The organism is Microbacterium testaceum, from assembly GCF_020781835.1.
Taxonomy (GTDB): Bacteria; Actinomycetota; Actinomycetes; order Actinomycetales; family Microbacteriaceae; genus Microbacterium; species Microbacterium testaceum_H.
Map to the genome: position 1 here is coordinate 82,829 of NZ_JAJGNJ010000007.1, position 15,911 is coordinate 98,739.

Sequence of the window (15,911 nt, forward strand, 5' to 3'; positions counted from 1 at the left end):
CGGGTGAGTCAGGAGGTCGTGGGAGGGGCGGCGGGGGCACCGACCGCGATGGCCTCGGCGCGGCGCTCGCGCGCCGACCGGGTGCGCGGGGAGGCGGCACCGGCGGCTCGGATGCCCCGGGGCACGACGAGATGCTGGAGCAGGGCGAACAGCCCGTCGATCACGAGCGCGAGCACGGCGACCAGGATCGCTCCCCCGATCAGGATGTCGAACCGACGCAGCGGGATCGCCGCGATGATGTACTGACCGAGACCGCCGAGGCCGATGTAGGCCGCGATCGTCACGGTCGCCAGCACCTGCAGGGTCGCGGCGCGGAGTCCGCCGACGAGCAGGGGCAGCCCGAGCGGCACCTCGATGCGCCACAGGATCTGCGACTCGGTCATGCCCATCGACCGACCCGCGTCGAGCACACGGCGATCGATGGCCTCGAAGCCCGTGTAGGCGCCGGCCAGGAGCGACGGGATCGCCAGGACGACGAACGAGATGACGGCGGCCTCGGGCTTGTGCAGCACGCCCAGGAGCAGGGTCAGCAGGATGAGAAGACCGAAGGACGGGATGGCGCGGGCGGCACCGGACACCGCCACCGCGATCTCGCGTCCTTTGCCGGTGTGGCCGATGTACCAGCCCAGCGGGATGGCGATCGCGGCGGCGATCACCACGGAGATCACGGTGTAGAGCAGTTGCACGGCGATGGCGAGGGGAATGGCGTCGAATCCCCGACCCGGGTCACCCGAGAAGATCCAGCCGATCGCGTCGCCGATGAGGTTCATGCGGCCACCGCCGTCCGGCTCGTGCGACGCGCCCGCGTCGTGACCCGGCGCGTCCACGGCATGAGGAGGCGACCCAGGATCACCAGCAGCAGGTCGATGAGGAGGGCGAGGACGACGACGGCGATGACTCCGGCGAACACCTCGGGGATGATGCGGCGCTGAAGGCCGTTCGTGAAGAGGTATCCGATGTTCTGGATGCCGACCAGGATGCCGACGGTGGCGAGGGCGATGGTGCTCGCGGAGGCGACGCGCAGCCCCGCGAGGATCACGGGACCGGCGAGGGGGAACTCCACCGCCCAGAAACGGCGGAATGAACCGTACCCGACGGCCGTGGAGGCCTGGCGCACCCCCGCGTCGACGGAGTCGAGCCCGTCGGCGACCGCCCGCACGAGGATGGCGACCGCGTAGATCGCCAGAGCGACGATGAGGTTCGTCTCGCTGACGATCGAGTACCAGCCCGTGACGACCGGGAGCAGGATGAGCAGCGCCAGCGAGGGGATCGTGTACAGCAAGCCGGTGATCGTGATGACACCGCTGCGTACGAGCCGATAGCGCCACGCGACCCATCCGAGCGGGATGCTCAGCAGGAAGCCCGCGACGAGTGCGATGAGACTCTGGCGCAGATGCACGAGGGTCAGCTCGCCGATGAGGTCGAGGTTGTTCCAGACCCAGGTCACGGGCGCGGCTCCTCCACGAGAGCGCCCTGCGTGCGCCCCTCGGCATCCACCACGACTGTGCCGCGCTCCGTCTTCTTGAGGCGGAGGGCGCGCTTGCCCTTGACCGCACCGATGAAGCTGGCGACGAAGTCGTTCGCGGGGTTCTCGATGATCTCGCTCGGCGCACCCACCTGGGCGACACGCGCGCCCTTCTCGAGCAGCACGACCTGATCGCCCAGCAGGAAGGCCTCGTCGATGTCGTGAGTGACGAAGACGATCGTCTTGCCGATGTCGTTCTGGAGGCGGAGGAGCTCCTGCTGCAGTTCGTCCCGGACGATCGGGTCGACCGCACCGAACGGCTCGTCCATCAGCAGGATGTTGGGGTCGGCCGCGAGGCCGCGCGCCACCCCGACACGCTGCTGCTGCCCGCCCGAGAGCTGGCTCGGGTAGCGGTCGGCCATCGCCGTGTCCAGGCCCACGGTCTCCATGAGCTCGAGTGCGCGTGCGCGGGACTTCTTGCGGTTCTCGCCCTGCAGGACCGGGACGGTGGCGATGTTCTCGGCGACGGTGAAGTGCGGCAGCAGACCGGAGTTCTGCATCACGTAGCCGATGCTGCGCCGCAGCTGCACGGGCGGCCGCGAGGCGATGTCGTCGCCGTCGATCGCGATCGTGCCGGCCGACGGCTCGACCATGCGGTTGATCATGCGCAGCAGCGTCGTCTTGCCGCACCCGGAGGACCCCACGAAGACCGTGGTCTTGCGAGAGGGGATGACGAGACTGAAGTCGTCCACGGCGCGGGTACCGCCGGGGAAGACCTTCGAGACGGTCGAGAACTCGATCATGCGCGTGCCCGACTCAGTCGGAGACCACGACCTTCCGGTCGAACGCGACGTATCCGGCGAAGTCGGTGCCGACGCGGTCGACCGCGCCGGGGCGCAGATCCGGGTAGGACCATGCGCCGTCGGGCAGTTCCGCACCGTCGTGGGAGACGTTCCAGTACTGGGCCGCACCCTTCCACGGGCACGTGTACGGGGTCGGGCTCTGCGAGAGAGCGCCCTCGCGCACGGCGCTCGGCGGGAAGTACCAGTTGCCCTCGATGGAGACGAGGTCGTCACGATCGGCTTCGGCGATCACCACGCCGTCGAGTACTGCCTTCATGGGAGTTCCCCTTCCGTGGTCGCTCGCGGGCACGGCGCCCGCCGGTGCGTGACCACCTCGATCGAGGCTAGCGAGGGGCTCCGACACGAAGGGGCAGATTGCCGCGTGTGACGACCTGGGCTATGGTGCGGGGCGGTCAGACCACACGCGCGCCCGCGACGGGCCCGTGCACGCGCACCGCGTGATGGCCGGCGGCGCTGAGCGTGACCTGCAGATCGATGGCGGCGGTCTCGTCGGCGGCCAGGAAGGCCAGGGTCGGCCCCGACCCGGACACGAGTCCGGCCAGAGCGCCGGCACGCTCGCCGCGCTCGAGGACGCGCGCGAGATCGGGACGCAGGTGCAGCGCGGGCGCCTGCAGATCGTTGCGGACGGTGGCGGCGAGCATGCGTGCATCACCCTGGCGGATCGCATGCAGCACGTCCGGGTCGACGGCGGGGACGCGCGGGGCGGGACCGATGTCCACCGCGTGCCGCTCGCGGTGCGCATCGAGCTCGCCGTAGACCACGGGGGTCGACAACCCCACGTCGTTGGGGACGAGGACCCAGTCGAACCGACCGGATGCCAGGGCGGGGCTCAGTTCGTCGCCCCGGCCCGTGCCGACCGCCGTCCCGCCCAGCAGGGCGAACGGCACGTCCGCGCCCAGCTGCGCCGCCAGACGCGCGAGCTCTGCCGTCGGCATCCCGATCCCCCACAGGGCGTCGCACGCCACGAGAGCCGCCGCGGCGTCGGCGGACCCGCCGCCCATGCCCCCGGCGACGGGGACGGCCTTGTGGACCGAGAGGTGCGCACCCTGCTCGACCCCCGCGACCCGCGCGAGCAGTCGGGCGGCGCGCACGGCGAGATTGCGCTCGTCGGTGGGGACGCCTTCGACGTCGACCGTCGAGGTCCCCGCGATCTCGATCGTGATGCCGTCGGCCGCCGTGGCGGTGACCTCTTCGTAGAGCGAGACCGCCTGGTACGCCGTGGCCACCTCGTGGTAGCCGTCGTCGGCGACGTCGCCCACCTCGAGGAAGACGTTGATCTTCCCGGGGGCGCGCACGCGGACCGGCGCGGGCGCGTGGGCGCTCATGGACGAGCCCATCGGACAGGGGCCCCGGACACCGCGCCATGTGCGAGACTGGAACGTCGGTCCGACGTCGTCCGGCCCGCTGACGACGGGTCGAGGGCGGCCGGTCCGGAACGGGCGATCTCAGTCACTCTTCGACAGTAGTGCCCCACCCCCCGCCGTTCGGCGCCGTCGCCGAAACGCGGACGTAACGCCGGCTCCCTACGGTGTACGAACCGTCCCCACCACCCCCCGAGGAGGCACAGTATGCGATCGATGGTCCCTCTTTCTTTCGAGACCGACCCGTGGCGCGCCCTCCTCTCCCGGTCCGACATCCGCATGGTCGACGGCATCCTGCACGTCGTCGACGACACGCGCACCCCCGCCGACGCCGAGCGGGACGACCTGCTCACGGTCGCCGCGGCGATCGAGGGCGCCGGGGTCGCGGTGATGTTGGTGCGGGATGCCAACCGCCGACCGAAGCTCGTCGTCGACACCGCGCACGCCGAGGCCGCCCTCGCGGCGTTGCGCGATCCCGACCTGGGGCCCGTGTATCTCAAGGCCCGCGGCGAGGACCCCGTGCCGGCGCACAGCGTCGCACCGAGCCGCAACGCGGTGGAGGCCTACGCCGTCTTCCGGCCGCGCACGTCGACCGAGGGCTCCTACCGGTACGGCGCGGCGCTGGCGCCGCGCCTGGAGCTATGGCGCTTCGGCACCAAGACGATCGAGGCCCCGCGCTCGAGCGCCCTGACGCGCCGCACCTTCGCCGCCGCCGACCTGGACGTCGTCGAGGTCGAGCGCTACGGCCGGCGCTGGCGCACGGTCGCGGGCATGTTCGACCCGCACCCGAACGAGTTCACCGAAGACGTCGACATGGTCTTCTCGTGGGTGGACGGTTCCTCCAGCGAGTTCCAGCGCCAACGCGCCGCACGCATGAAGGGGTACGTCGTCGGCGACGGCGACGACAACGCCGCCCGATACCGTCAGGTCGACGAGCTGCGTTACGCCCTGCGCAGCGTTCACATGTACGCCCCGTGGGTGCGCCGCATCTTCATCGCGACCGACTCCCCCACCCCCGGGTGGCTCGCGGATCACCCGAAGGTCACGATCGTGCGCAGCGAGGAGTTCTTCGCCGACCCGTCGGTGCTCCCCACCCACAACTCGCACGCCGTCGAAGCGCAGCTGCACCGCATCCCGGGCCTGGCCGAGCATTTCCTGTACAGCAACGACGACATGTTCTTCGGCCGGCCCGTCACCCCCGAGCTGTTCTTCAGCGGAGCCGGCATCAGCCGCTTCGTCGAGAGCGGCATCCGCATCGGCAGCGGTCCCGCCCACGTCGACCGCTCCGGTCACGACAACGGGCTGCGCGTCAATCGCGCGCTGCTGAAGGAGCGCTTCGGCCGCGTCATCACGCTCGACCTCGAGCACTGTGCGACACCCCTGCGTCGCTCGGTCGCGTACGAGCTCGAGCGTGAGTTCGCCGACGACTACGCGCGTACGGCCGCGAGCCGGTTCCGCTCGGCGACCGACATCTCCGTGACCAACAGCCTGTACCACTACTACGCCCTGGCCACGGGGCGCGCGGTCATCACGACCGAGCCGCGCACGCGGTACGTGCAGACGACGCAGCTGGACGCGCTGCGGCGCATGGAGCGTCTCGTCTCGCGCCGCGACACCGACATGTTCTGCCTGAACGACGGCAGCGTGCCCGAGATCCCCGAGGAGGTCCGCGTGCCCGCTCTCCGCGCGTGCCTGGAGCGCTACTTCCCCGTGCCGGCGCCGTGGGAGAAGCAGACGGTCAGCGCAGGATCGGCAGCGGCGTCGTCGGCGGCGACACCCGCCCGCTGAGCTGCACGCTCGTCGGCACGGCGATGCCGGCCGACCGCAGACGCTCCTGGGACTCGGCGGCATCGACGTACTGCAGCACCTCGGCGGTGCCCACGGGCACGACCGAGTGCACGATCGTCTCGTCGTAGACGTGCACGAGGTTGAACCCCTGTGCGCCGTCCTGCGGGCGCGTCCCGCCGACGGGGACCATGAGGTCCTGCGTGTAGCACGTGGCGGACGCCACCGACACCGGGATCCCCGCGAACGTGGCGAACGTCGAGTAGTGGAGATGACCCGCGAGGATCGTGCGCACGTCGCTGCCGCGGAGCACGTCGGCCAGCAGACGCTGATCACGCAGCTCGACGGTCGCGGCGAGGTCAAGGACGCTCGGCACCGGCGGGTGGTGCATGGCGAGGATGGTGCCCAGCGGCGCCGGGACGGAGAGCACGTCGGCGAGCCACTCGCGCTGGGCGGCGGTGACCTCGCCGTGGTGACGGCCGGGTACTGAGGTGTCGAGGGTCACGACGCGGAGGCCGTTGAGCTCGTCCACGCGGTCGACGGGCGCCTCGGGATCGCCCTCGTCGCCGGGGAGCAGGTGGGAACGGAACGTCGCCCGGTCGTCGTGGTTGCCCATGACCCAGATGACCGGAGCCCCCAGGCGAGCGGCCGCGGGCTCGACGATCGCCCGCACGCGAGCGTACGCGTCGCCTTCACCGAAGTCGGCGAGGTCGCCGGTGAAGATCAGGCCGTCGGGACGGATCCCGGATGCCTCGATCGCCGCGACCGCCTGGACGAGGTACGCCTCGGAGTCGACGCGGTCGTACAGCGGGGCCGCGCCGGCGCGCAGGTGGGTGTCGCTCAGGTGCAGCAGCACGCGTTCGGCGCGCGGATATTCGGCGTAGCGCATCTCGTTCCCTTCGGGTCGTCGGGTGCGACCTTTGACCGGCGTGATGCTCCCGGCTGGGGAGAAATGTTACAGGCATGTTTCGCGAACGCGTGATGAACACGACAAGAACTCCGCTCCCCGGCGGAGCCGCCTCGATGCGTCGTCGCGGCACACCCGTGCGCTTTCGGGACGAGCCGCTCACGCGGAGCGGTCTCAGCCGGCGGCGATCCGCACGAAGTCGTCGATCGAGAGCTGCTCGCCACGCAGGGTCGGATCCACACTTGCGCGCTCCAGCGCCTCCGACGCAGCGGCGGCCGAGCCGCCGAGCACGCCGGCCAGCGCCTGCCGAAGCATCTTGCGACGCTGCTGGAAGGCCGCATCCACGAGGGCGAACGTGCGGCGCCGAAGCTCCTCGCCTCCGCGGGGCTCGGCATCCCGGTCGAAACCGACGAGCACACTGTCGACGTTGGGCACGGGCCAGAACACCTGGCGCGAGACCGTCCCGGCCAAGCGCCACGGCCCATACCACGCGGCTTTGACGCTCGGGGCGCCGTACACCTTCGATCCCGGCGGAGCCGCGAGGCGCTCGCCCACCTCGGCCTGCACCATGACGACGCCGCGCTGCAGGAACGGGAACGTCTCGAGGAAGTGCAGCAGCACCGGGACGGAGACGTTGTAGGGCAGGTTCGCCACCAGCACCTCGGGCTCGCCGGGCAGGTCGCGCACCTGCAGGGCGTCGGCGTCGATGACGGTCAGACGATCGGACGACACGCCGTGGGCGGCCGCGGTCTCGGGTAGCCGTGCAGCCAGGCGGTGGTCGATCTCGACGGCGACGACCGACGCGCCGGTCTCGAGGATCGCCAGCGTCAGCGATCCGAGCCCGGGTCCGATCTCGACCACCCGATCGGATGCCGAGACGCCCGCGGCCTGCACGATCTTGCGGACCGTGTTGGCGTCGACGACGAAGTTCTGGCCCAGCTTCTTCGTCGGTGTGACGTCGAGGTCGGCGGCGAGCCGGCGGATCTCGGCGGCACCGAGCAGCGAAACGGGCATTGTTCCACTGTAACCAGCCTCCGCGCCATCGCCCGCTGCGAGCAGTAACGTGGGCGGGTGAGCCAGACGCAGTCGATACCCGCCAACGCCTTCACCCTTCGCAGCCCCTACGGGCGGCGAGCGGTCGTCCTCTCGATCGCCGCCGCGGTCGGCGGGTTCCTCTTCGGCTTCGACTCGTCGGTGATCAACGGCGCGGTCCGCTCGATCGAGTCGGACTACACCAAGGAGCCGATCCTCACCGGCTTCGTGGTCGCCATCGCGCTGATCGGCTGCGCCGTCGGCGCCATCGCCGCCGGGGCGCTGTCCGACCGCTACGGCCGCCTGAAGGTGATGATCGTCGGCAGCGCACTGTTCCTCATCTCCTCCGTCGGATCGGCCCTCACCTTCAGCGTCCCCGACCTCATCGTCTGGCGCATCCTCGGCGGCCTCGGCATCGGCATCGCCTCGGTCGTGGCCCCCGCCTACATCGCCGAGGTGGCGCCGCGCCAGATCCGCGGCAGCCTGGCGTCACTCCAGCAGCTCGCGATCACGCTCGGCATCTTCGCCGCCCTGCTGAGCAACGCCCTGCTCGTGGCCGCCGCGGGCGGCAGCGCCGACAACATGCTGTGGTGGGGGCTGGACGCCTGGCGCTGGATGTTCCTGATCGGCGTCATCCCGGCCGCCGTGTACGGCTTCCTCGCCTTCACGATGCCCGAGTCGCCGCGCTTCCTGCTCTCGCGCGGCCGCACGGACGAGGCCCGCGCGATCTTCGCCCGCCTGGTGCCGCCGGCCGACCTCGAGAAGACCGTCAAAGACCTCACCACCGCCATCGAGACCGATCGGAAGAACAAGGGTGCCTCCCTCGCGGGCCCCGCTCTCGGCCTGCAGCCGATCGTGTGGATCGGCATCATCCTGTCGGTGTTCCAGCAGTTCGTCGGGATCAACGTCATCTTCTACTACTCCACGAGCCTGTGGCGCGCGGTCGGCTTCGACGAGAGCAACTCGCTGCTCATCGGTGTCATCACCTCCGTCACGAACGTGCTGGTGACCCTCATCGCGATCTGGCTGGTCGACCGCGTCGGTCGCAAGCCCCTGCTGCTGGTGGGTTCGGCCCTCATGACCCTGTCGCTCGGAGCGATGGCGCTGGCCTTCTCCTTCGCCACGGGTTCGGGTCAGGACGTCTCGCTCCCCGGCGCGTGGGGCCCGGTCGCCCTCGTGGCCGCGAACCTGTTCGTCGTCGGCTTCGGCGCCTCGTGGGGCCCGCTGGTGTGGGTGCTGCTGGGTGAGATCTTCCCCAGCCGCATCCGCGGCAAGGCGCTCGGCGTCGCCGCGGGCGCGCAGTGGCTCGCGAACTTCCTGGTGTCGTGGACCTTCCCCGCCCTCGCGGACTGGTCGCTGACGATCACGTACGGCGCTTACGCGTTCTTCGCCGCGCTGTCGTTCGTGTTCGTCATGTGGAAGATCCCCGAGACCAAGGGCATGGAGCTCGAGCAGACCGAGACGCTGTTCGTGCGAAAGCCCAAGACGAAGGCCTGACGACAGCGACGACGGCCGGCGCCCGGAAGGGTGCCGGCCGTGTCGTGTGTCCGCCGCCGGCACGACCTCGATGATGCGCACGAACTCAGCGGCATTCCGGCGATCCGGCTGAGGATGCGCGGATCAGTGAGGTTGCCCGACGCGCGACGGCGCCGACGAGGTCAGAACTCCCCGTACACCGCGAGGGTGTTCGCCGCGATCTGCGCCCCGAGCTCGTCGGCGTCCGTGCCGAGCTCAGCGGCCATGAAGCGGAGCGTCACGGGGATGAGGTACGGCGCGTTCGGCCGGCCGCGGTAGGGCGTCGGGGTGAGGAACGGCGCGTCGGTCTCGACCAGGATCCTCTCGCGCGGGGTCACCGCGAGGGCGTCGCGCAGGTTCTGCGCGTTCTTGAACGTGACGTTCCCCGCGAACGACAAGTAGTAACCGCGCTCGGCCGCGATGCGCGCCATGTCTTCCCCGCCGGAGAAGCAGTGGAAGACCGTCTTCTCGGGGGCGCCGACGCGCTCGAGCGTCTCGAGGACCGCATCGTGCGCGTCCCGGTCGTGGATCTGCATGGCGATGCCGTGCTTCTTCGCCAGCGCGATGTGCGCCTCGAACGAGCGGATCTGGGCGGGGATGCCATCCTCATCGGTCCGGAAGAAGTCCAGGCCCGTCTCGCCGATCGCGCGCACCCGGGGCTCGGCCGCGAGCTCGTCGATCACCGCGATGGCGGCATCCAGCTCTCCCGCCGCCTCGTACGCCGGCGCCTCATTCGGATGGATCGCCACGGCGGCGAGCACGCGCGGGTGCTGCCGTGCGGCCCACGCCGACCAGCGCGACGAGTCGACGTCTCCCCCGGCCTGGACGACGCCGTGCACGCCGACGGCCAGCGCCCGCTCGAGCTGCTCGTCCAGCGAAAGGCCCGTCTCGCCGTCCTCGATCTCGAGGTGGCAGTGGTTGTCGTAGACCGGCACGCCCAGCGGTTCGGGTGCGGGCGGATAGCTCACGTCGCGACGGCCGTCCGACGAGCGCTCCCGCACGTACTGGCTGGGATCGCCGCCGTCGATGGTGCCGCGGGGGCGTTCGACGGGCGTGCTCATGCCTGCTCGACGCGCGGGAACAGCGGTGACAGGCCGTTCACGGACGTGCCCGGGCGCAGCACGCCCCACGTTCCGGCCTCGCGGAGGGGCTGGTCGTGCAACCGGCCGATGCTCTCGGCGGCGCCGAGCGCGATCCACAGCTTCTCGGTCGAGATCGGCATGATCGGCGACAGCAGCACCGCGAGGGCGCGCAGGCCCTCGGCGGCGGTGTACAGCACCGTACCCAGACGTTCGCGGCGCGCCTCGTCCTTGGCCAGGGCCCACGGCTCGTTCTCGGTGATGTACTGGTTCAGAGCGTCCACGATCGTCCAGATCGCGTCGATCGCCTCGTCGATGCGGAACCGCTCGATGGCCGCGTCCGCGTTCGAGGCGGCATCCGCCACGGTCTTCTGGACCGCCCGGTCGGCGTCGGTGTACTCCCCCGCCGGGGGCACGACGCCCTCGAAGTAGCGCTCGATCATGGCGATCGTTCGGGATGCCAGGTTGCCGAAGCCGTTGGCCAGCTCGGCCTGGTACCGGGCCGAGAGGTCCTCCCACGAGAACGATCCGTCCTGGCCGAACGCGATCGCGGACAGGAAGTAGAAGCGGTACGCGTCGGAACCGAAGACGTCGGTGATCTCGGTCGGCGCGATGCCCGTGAGCTTGGACTTCGACATCTTCTCGCCGCCGACGAGCAGCCACCCGTGCGCGAAGACGCCGCGGGGCACCTCCAGCCCCGCCGCCATCAGCATGGCGGGCCAGATCACGGCGTGGAAACGCAGGATGTCCTTGCCCACGACGTGGTACGCCGGCCAGCGGCGCGCGAACTCTTCGGGGTCGCTGCCGTAGCCGACGGCGGTAGCGTAGTTCAGCAGCGCGTCGACCCACACGTAGATGACGTGCGACTCGTCCCACGGCACCTGGATGCCCCAGTCGAACGTGGACCGCGAGATCGACAGATCCTTCAGGCCGTTCTTGACGAAGGACATGACCTCGTTGCGGGCCGAGTCGGGCCGGACGAAGTCGGGGACCGACCGGTAGAGCTGGAGCAGCGGCTCCTGGAACTCGCTGAGCTTGAAGAAGTAGTTCTTCTCCTGCAGCAGCTCGAGCGGCTTCGAGTGGATCGCACAGACCTTCAGTCCCTCGAAGGGTCCCTCGCCGTCGACGATCTCGGCCTCGGTCTTGAACTCCTCGCAGCCGACGCAGTACAGCGCCTCGAACTCGCCCGCGTAGATGTAGCCGCGGTCGTACAGCGCCTGCACGAACTTCTCGACGCGCTCCTCGTGACGCGGCTGGCTCGTGCGGATGAAGTCGTCGTTGGCGACGTCGAGCGTCTTCAGCAGGGGGAACCACGACTCGCTGACCAGCTTGTCGACCCACTCCTGCGGGGTGTGGCCGTTCGCGGCGGCCGCGCGCATCATCTTCTGGCCGTGTTCGTCGGTGCCCGTGAGCATCCAGGTGTCGTCACCGGCCTGGCGGTGCCAGCGCGCGAGGGCGTCGACCGCCACGGTCGTGTAGCCGTGGCCGATGTGGGGCACGTCGCTCGGGTAGTAGATCGGCGTGGTGATGTAGAAGGATCGGCCGGAAGTCACCCCAGGATTCTACGTGGGACGGCCCCGCCCTCCGGCCGGTGTGACGCGTCAGCCCTTCACGGCGAGAGCGGCCTGGTACAGCTCGCGCGAGGAGTGCCCGGTGAGCGACGCGACCTCGGCAGCGGCCTCCTTGAGCCGCGCGCCGTCGCGCACGAGCTCGAGCACCTGGGTCACGGCATCCGGGAACGCCACCTCCCGCGCCGACGCGCCCCCCACGACGATCGCGATCTCGCCGCGCACGCCCTCGCCCGCCCACGCGGCGAGCTCGGCGAGCGGGCCGCGGCGCACCTCCTCGTGCAGCTTCGTCAGCTCGCGACACACCGCCGCCGGCCGGTCCGGCCCGAACGCGGCGGCGAGGTCGTCGAGAGTGGATGCCAGCCGTGACGGCGACTCGAAGAACACCAGGGTGCGCGTCTCGGCGGCGAGCTCGGCGAAGGCGCGGCGCCGGTCTCCGGGCTTGCGGCGCGGGAAGCCCTCGAACGCGAAACGATCGGTGGGAAGCCCTGCGACCGCGAGAGCGGTGACGACCGCGCTCGGACCGGGAAGCGCGGTGACGGTGACGCCCGCGGCCGCCGCGGCGGCGACGAGTCCGTAGCCGGGGTCGCTCACGGTCGGCATCCCGGCATCGCTGAGCACCAGCAGGTCGTCCTCGCGGGCGAGTTCGACGAGCTCGGCAGCGCGCTCCTTCTCGTTGTGGTCGTGCAGCGCGATCAGGCGCGGCCGGTTGTCGACGCCCAACCCGGCGAGCAGCCGCTGCGTCGTGCGCGTGTCCTCGGCGGCCACGACGGTGGCGTTCTCGAGGGCTTCGACCAGGCGCCGCGACGCGTCGCCCAGGTTGCCGATGGGGGTCGCCGCGAGGATGATCACCGCCCCACCTTATGCTGGGGGCCGTGACCGCCGTCCCCCCGTTGATCCCCACGGACGAACGGACGCGCCTGGATCGCTGGCGCGACGCACTGCTGGCCGATCCCCGCGGCGCGCGGGTGTGGCGCTGGCTCATGCCGACGCTGATCACGGTGTTCGCCTTCGTCCTGCGCGTGGTGAACGTGGGAGATCCGCACGAGCTGATCTTCGACGAGACCTATTACGTCAAGGACTCCTGGAGCCAGTGGCTGCAGGGATTCCCCTCGACGTGGCCACCGGAGGGCGCCGACGAACGTTTCGCGGCGGGCGACACCGACGCCTTCCTCGGCGTCGGCAGCTACGTCGTCCACCCGCCGCTGGGGCGCATCTTCATCGGTGCCGGCATGGCGCTGCTGGGGTCGGATTCCGCGACCGGCTGGCGGATCGCCGCGGTCGTGTTCGGCACGGCGCTCGTGTTGCTGATGTACCTGTTCGCGAAGACGCTGACCGGGTCCCTCGTCTTCGCGTCGGTGGCATCCGGTCTTCTGGCGATCGACGGGCTCGGGATCGTGCTCAGCCGCGTCTCGCTGCTGGACATTTTCCTGACGTTCTTCATCGTGCTGGCGCTGTGGTTCGTGGCGCTCGATCGTCGTGCGACGCTCGCCCGGTGGGCCGCACGCGAGCCCGGCGAGGCGACGTGGGGGCCGGTGTTCTGGAATCGGCCGTGGCTCGTCGCCGCCGGCGCCGCTGCGGGTGCGGCCACGGCCGTGAAGTGGTCGGGGCTGTACGTCATCGCGGCCATCGGGCTGTACGTCGTGATCTCCGACGCCCTCGCGCGTCGGCGCGCCGGCATCGCGCAGTGGCCCATGGACGCGGTCCGCCAGGGCCTGGTGTCGTTCGTGCTCATCGTGCCGGTTGCGGCGGCGGTGTACCTCGCGAGCTGGTCGGGCTGGCTGTTCACCGACGGCGGCTACAGCCGGCACGCGCTCGACGCGACGCCCGCGACGGGTGTGTGGTCGTGGGTGCCGCTGCCGCTGCAGAACCTGTGGGCCTACCACCAGGCCATGTACGCCTTCCACGTCGGCCTGTCGACCCCGCACGCGTACGCGAGCCCCGCGTGGCAGTGGCCGTTGATGATCCGTCCCACCTCGATGTACTGGCATCAGGACGATGTCGGGGTGAACGGATGCCGGCTCCCCGACGGCTGCACGGAGGCGATCTCGAGCATCGACAACCCGTTGCTGTGGTGGGCGGGGATCGCCGCCTCGATCTACCTGCTCGCGCGCTTCATCCTCGTTCGCGACGGACGATACGCGCTCGTGCTCACGGGCCTGGCCGCCACGTACGTGCCGTGGCTGCTGTACCCCGAGCGCACGATCTTCCAGTTCTACACGGTCGCGATGGTGCCGTTCCTGCTGCTCGCGCTGACGTTCGCGCTCCGCGACATCGCCCGCGGGCCGAGATCGATGACGCGCGCGAGCGGGCAGGCGTGGGTCGTGGTGTTCCTGGCCGTCTGCGTGCTGCTGTCGGCGTTGTGGTACCCCGTGTGGACGGCGCTCCCGGTGCCGTACGAGTTCTGGCGCCTCCACAACTGGCTGCCGACCTGGATCTGACATGACGCGCGGGGACGACTGGCTGCACGACCCGCGACCGGTGCGGCGCGCGAGACTGTTCAGCGACGCCGCCATCGAGCCGGATCACTGGCCGGCGAACATTCCCGCCGTCGCGCAGTTCCTCGAGGTCGCGGGTGCCGAGGGGTGGGAGTTCGCCCTGGGTGTGACCTTCCTCGTCGGCGAGAACGGCTCGGGGAAGTCGACGCTCATCGAGGGCATCGCCGAGGCGTACGGTCTGCCCGCCGAGGGCGGGTCGTCGAACGGCGGCGGTCAGACGCGGCGCACCGAGAGCCCGCTCGGCGAATGGTTGCGTCTGGAGCGGAGCCCTCGCGCCGCCCGCTTCGGGTTCTTCCTGCGTGCCGAGACCATGCACGGCTACTACTCGTGGCGCGACGACCTCGGCGGAGCCGCGCCCAGCCTGCACACCATGAGCCACGGCGAGTCCTTCAACGCCCTCCTCGACGAGACCCTCGACCACCCGCACTACGTCGCCGGCCTGGCGTGCCTGGACGAGCCCGAGGCGGCCCTGTCGTTCTCGTCGACCCTGCGATGGGTGGCATCCCTCGACCGCATGCGCTCCCGTGGTACGCAGGTCATCTGCGCGACCCACTCCCCCGTCCTCTCCGCGCTCCCCGGCGCGACGATCCTCGAGCTCGGCGAGTGGGGTATCCGCGAGTCCGCGTGGGAAGACCTCGAGATCGTGCGGCTGCACCGCGGTTTCCTCGAGTCGCCCGGCAGGTACCTCCGGCACCTGCTCGGCTGACGAGGGATCGCGCCGACCTCAGCGGAACATCATCTTCTCGTAGAGCGTCCGCCCGCGGACCCGGTCCACGATCCCACCCAGGCGGACCTCCAACTCGGCGTCGGCGGTGAAGTCGTAGTACTCCGGGTGCTCACCGGCGTGGAGGACGGCCGACAGCGGCGTGCGGCGGGGGCGCATGTCGAGGGCCTCGATCAGGCGCGGGTCGGTGACGGTGAAGGCGATCCGGTCGTCGCCGCGCTCCCACGTCCACTCCAGCCGCGTCGGGTACGACTGGTGGCCGGGACCTGCGACCTCGCCGCTCGTGGACAGCCGGAGAGGCAGGAGGTCGTCGGTCAGCAGCTCTTCCCCGCGCGCCAGGTAGAACGTCGGGATCTGGATCTGCCCCATCCCGAACAATCCCTTCGTCGTCATCTGCATGTAGACGAGCGTGTAGTCGCCGATGTGCGCGCGACCCCAGAACCAGTGGTCGAGGAACGACCCCATCAGGTGGTTGCCCCAGTTGTGGTCGTGGTAGGCCGTACCGGTCACCGACGCGGTGCGATCGTCCTGCGTGATGGTCGCCTCCACGGTCCCGTACGGGACGGGGACGACCCAGGCGAGGTAGTGCGACTTCGCCGCGTCGAAGAAGGTGATGCCTGCGCCGGGCCGCCACGACGGCGCCGCGCGCCGGATCGTGACCTCGGCGGTGAGCCCCTCGACCTCGAGGTGCAGCCGATACGTGTCGAGATCGCCCGTGACGGTGTTCGGTCCGATCCGCACGTCGCAGTGCTCGGTCGCGGCCGTGAACGTCTCGGCGGGGAACACGGGCTCGACGTGCATCCTCGTGCCGTCGGGGTGCTGGCGGATGACCAGAACGGTCGGGGTCAGCGGACCCCCCGGATCGGTGTGCGGCTTGTTCGAGAAGGTCACCACGAGGGTCGAGCCATCGTCGAACTGGCAGTCGAAGTACCACCACTCGAACGTGGAGTCGGCGGCCGCCGCGGCGCGATACCCGTCCTCCCAGGCCTCCACGTCACTGCCGTGCAGTCCCAGGGCCTGCATGCCTTCGGCCTGGGCGGCATCCATCCGTGCGCGGATCTCTGGGGTGTCGGGGATGGCGTGGGCGGACATGGTGCTCCTCCTCGAGCGGTCG

Annotated in this window: 15 protein-coding genes; 4 read left to right on the plus strand and 11 right to left on the minus strand. The window is 70.4% G+C overall.

Going from position 1 to position 15,911, the window contains the following annotated elements; all coding sequences use genetic code 11:
• Nucleotides 1–8: 8 nt before the first annotated feature.
• The 5 genes from LL239_RS11565 to LL239_RS11585 form a co-directional block, all read right to left on the minus strand.
• Entirely contained in the window at nucleotides 9–770 is a 762-nt protein-coding gene (locus LL239_RS11565) for an ABC transporter permease (RefSeq protein WP_228163586.1), read from the minus strand.
• Nucleotides 767–1,447: an ABC transporter permease gene (locus tag LL239_RS11570; RefSeq protein WP_228163587.1), complete on the minus strand. Its 681-nt coding sequence runs from the start codon at nucleotides 1,445–1,447 to the stop codon at nucleotides 767–769. Before LL239_RS11570 ends, LL239_RS11565 begins: the two co-directional genes overlap by 4 nt.
• A complete protein-coding gene (locus LL239_RS11575) occupies nucleotides 1,444–2,268 on the minus strand; it encodes an ABC transporter ATP-binding protein (protein WP_228163588.1) in 825 nt (274 codons plus the stop codon). Before LL239_RS11575 ends, LL239_RS11570 begins: the two co-directional genes overlap by 4 nt.
• A 13-nt stretch (nucleotides 2,269–2,281) precedes the next feature.
• Nucleotides 2,282–2,584 (minus strand): DUF427 domain-containing protein, encoded by a 303-nt coding sequence (locus LL239_RS11580; protein WP_228163589.1) that lies wholly within the window; start codon nucleotides 2,582–2,584, stop codon nucleotides 2,282–2,284.
• Between the two features lie 136 nt (nucleotides 2,585–2,720).
• On the minus strand, nucleotides 2,721–3,653 hold the full coding sequence (locus LL239_RS11585) for a 4-(cytidine 5'-diphospho)-2-C-methyl-D-erythritol kinase (RefSeq protein WP_228163590.1): 933 nt from the start codon (nucleotides 3,651–3,653) through the stop codon (nucleotides 2,721–2,723).
• 243 nt (nucleotides 3,654–3,896) lie between these two features.
• On the opposite strand from LL239_RS11585, the gene LL239_RS11590 reads away from it, so the two are divergent.
• Nucleotides 3,897–5,477, plus strand: coding sequence for a stealth family protein (locus LL239_RS11590; protein WP_228163591.1), 1,581 nt, complete (start codon nucleotides 3,897–3,899; stop codon nucleotides 5,475–5,477).
• On the opposite strand, the gene LL239_RS11595 is transcribed toward LL239_RS11590, so the two are convergent.
• Both LL239_RS11595 and rsmA read right to left on the minus strand, forming a co-directional pair.
• The gene (locus tag LL239_RS11595; RefSeq protein ID WP_228163592.1) at nucleotides 5,428–6,363 is read right to left on the minus strand and encodes a phosphodiesterase; all 936 of its coding nucleotides are present in this window, start codon (nucleotides 6,361–6,363) and stop codon (nucleotides 5,428–5,430) included. The two genes, LL239_RS11590 and LL239_RS11595, sit on opposite strands and share 50 nt — an antisense overlap.
• A gap of 192 nt (nucleotides 6,364–6,555) precedes the next feature.
• Entirely contained in the window at nucleotides 6,556–7,395 is an 840-nt protein-coding gene (gene rsmA / locus LL239_RS11600) for a 16S rRNA (adenine(1518)-N(6)/adenine(1519)-N(6))-dimethyltransferase RsmA (protein ID WP_228163593.1), read from the minus strand.
• 57 nt (nucleotides 7,396–7,452) lie between these two features.
• On the opposite strand from rsmA, the gene LL239_RS11605 reads away from it, so the two are divergent.
• Nucleotides 7,453–8,910 (plus strand): sugar porter family MFS transporter, encoded by a 1,458-nt coding sequence (locus tag LL239_RS11605; protein WP_228163594.1) that lies wholly within the window; start codon nucleotides 7,453–7,455, stop codon nucleotides 8,908–8,910.
• A 161-nt stretch (nucleotides 8,911–9,071) separates the two neighbouring features.
• Here LL239_RS11605 and LL239_RS11610 read toward each other — a convergent pair whose 3' ends face one another.
• From LL239_RS11610 to rsmI, 3 genes are read right to left on the minus strand one after another with little or no spacing between them, the layout of a single operon-like run.
• A complete protein-coding gene (locus LL239_RS11610; protein WP_228163595.1) occupies nucleotides 9,072–9,989 on the minus strand; it encodes a TatD family hydrolase in 918 nt (305 codons plus the stop codon).
• Nucleotides 9,986–11,560: a methionine--tRNA ligase gene (gene metG / locus LL239_RS11615; RefSeq protein ID WP_228163596.1), complete on the minus strand. Its 1,575-nt coding sequence runs from the start codon at nucleotides 11,558–11,560 to the stop codon at nucleotides 9,986–9,988. Before metG ends, LL239_RS11610 begins: the two co-directional genes overlap by 4 nt.
• Nucleotides 11,561–11,608: 48 nt before the next feature.
• Complete coding sequence (gene rsmI, locus LL239_RS11620; protein WP_228163597.1) at nucleotides 11,609–12,427, minus strand: 16S rRNA (cytidine(1402)-2'-O)-methyltransferase; 819 nt, start codon at nucleotides 12,425–12,427, stop codon at nucleotides 11,609–11,611.
• A 23-nt stretch (nucleotides 12,428–12,450) separates the two neighbouring features.
• Here rsmI and LL239_RS11625 point away from each other — a divergent pair, with 23 nt between their 5' ends.
• Together LL239_RS11625 and LL239_RS11630 are read left to right on the plus strand one after the other, a co-directional pair.
• Nucleotides 12,451–14,016, plus strand: coding sequence for a dolichyl-phosphate-mannose--protein mannosyltransferase (locus LL239_RS11625; RefSeq protein ID WP_228163598.1), 1,566 nt, complete (start codon nucleotides 12,451–12,453; stop codon nucleotides 14,014–14,016).
• A 1-nt stretch (nucleotide 14,017) separates the two neighbouring features.
• Nucleotides 14,018–14,779 carry an AAA family ATPase gene (locus tag LL239_RS11630; protein WP_228163599.1) on the plus strand — a complete coding sequence of 254 codons (762 nt, stop codon included), beginning with the start codon at nucleotides 14,018–14,020 and terminating at the stop codon, nucleotides 14,777–14,779.
• 18 nt (nucleotides 14,780–14,797) lie between these two features.
• Here LL239_RS11630 and LL239_RS11635 read toward each other — a convergent pair whose 3' ends face one another.
• Nucleotides 14,798–15,889 (minus strand): hypothetical protein, encoded by a 1,092-nt coding sequence (locus LL239_RS11635; RefSeq protein ID WP_228163600.1) that lies wholly within the window; start codon nucleotides 15,887–15,889, stop codon nucleotides 14,798–14,800.
• Nucleotides 15,890–15,911 lie beyond the last annotated feature (22 nt).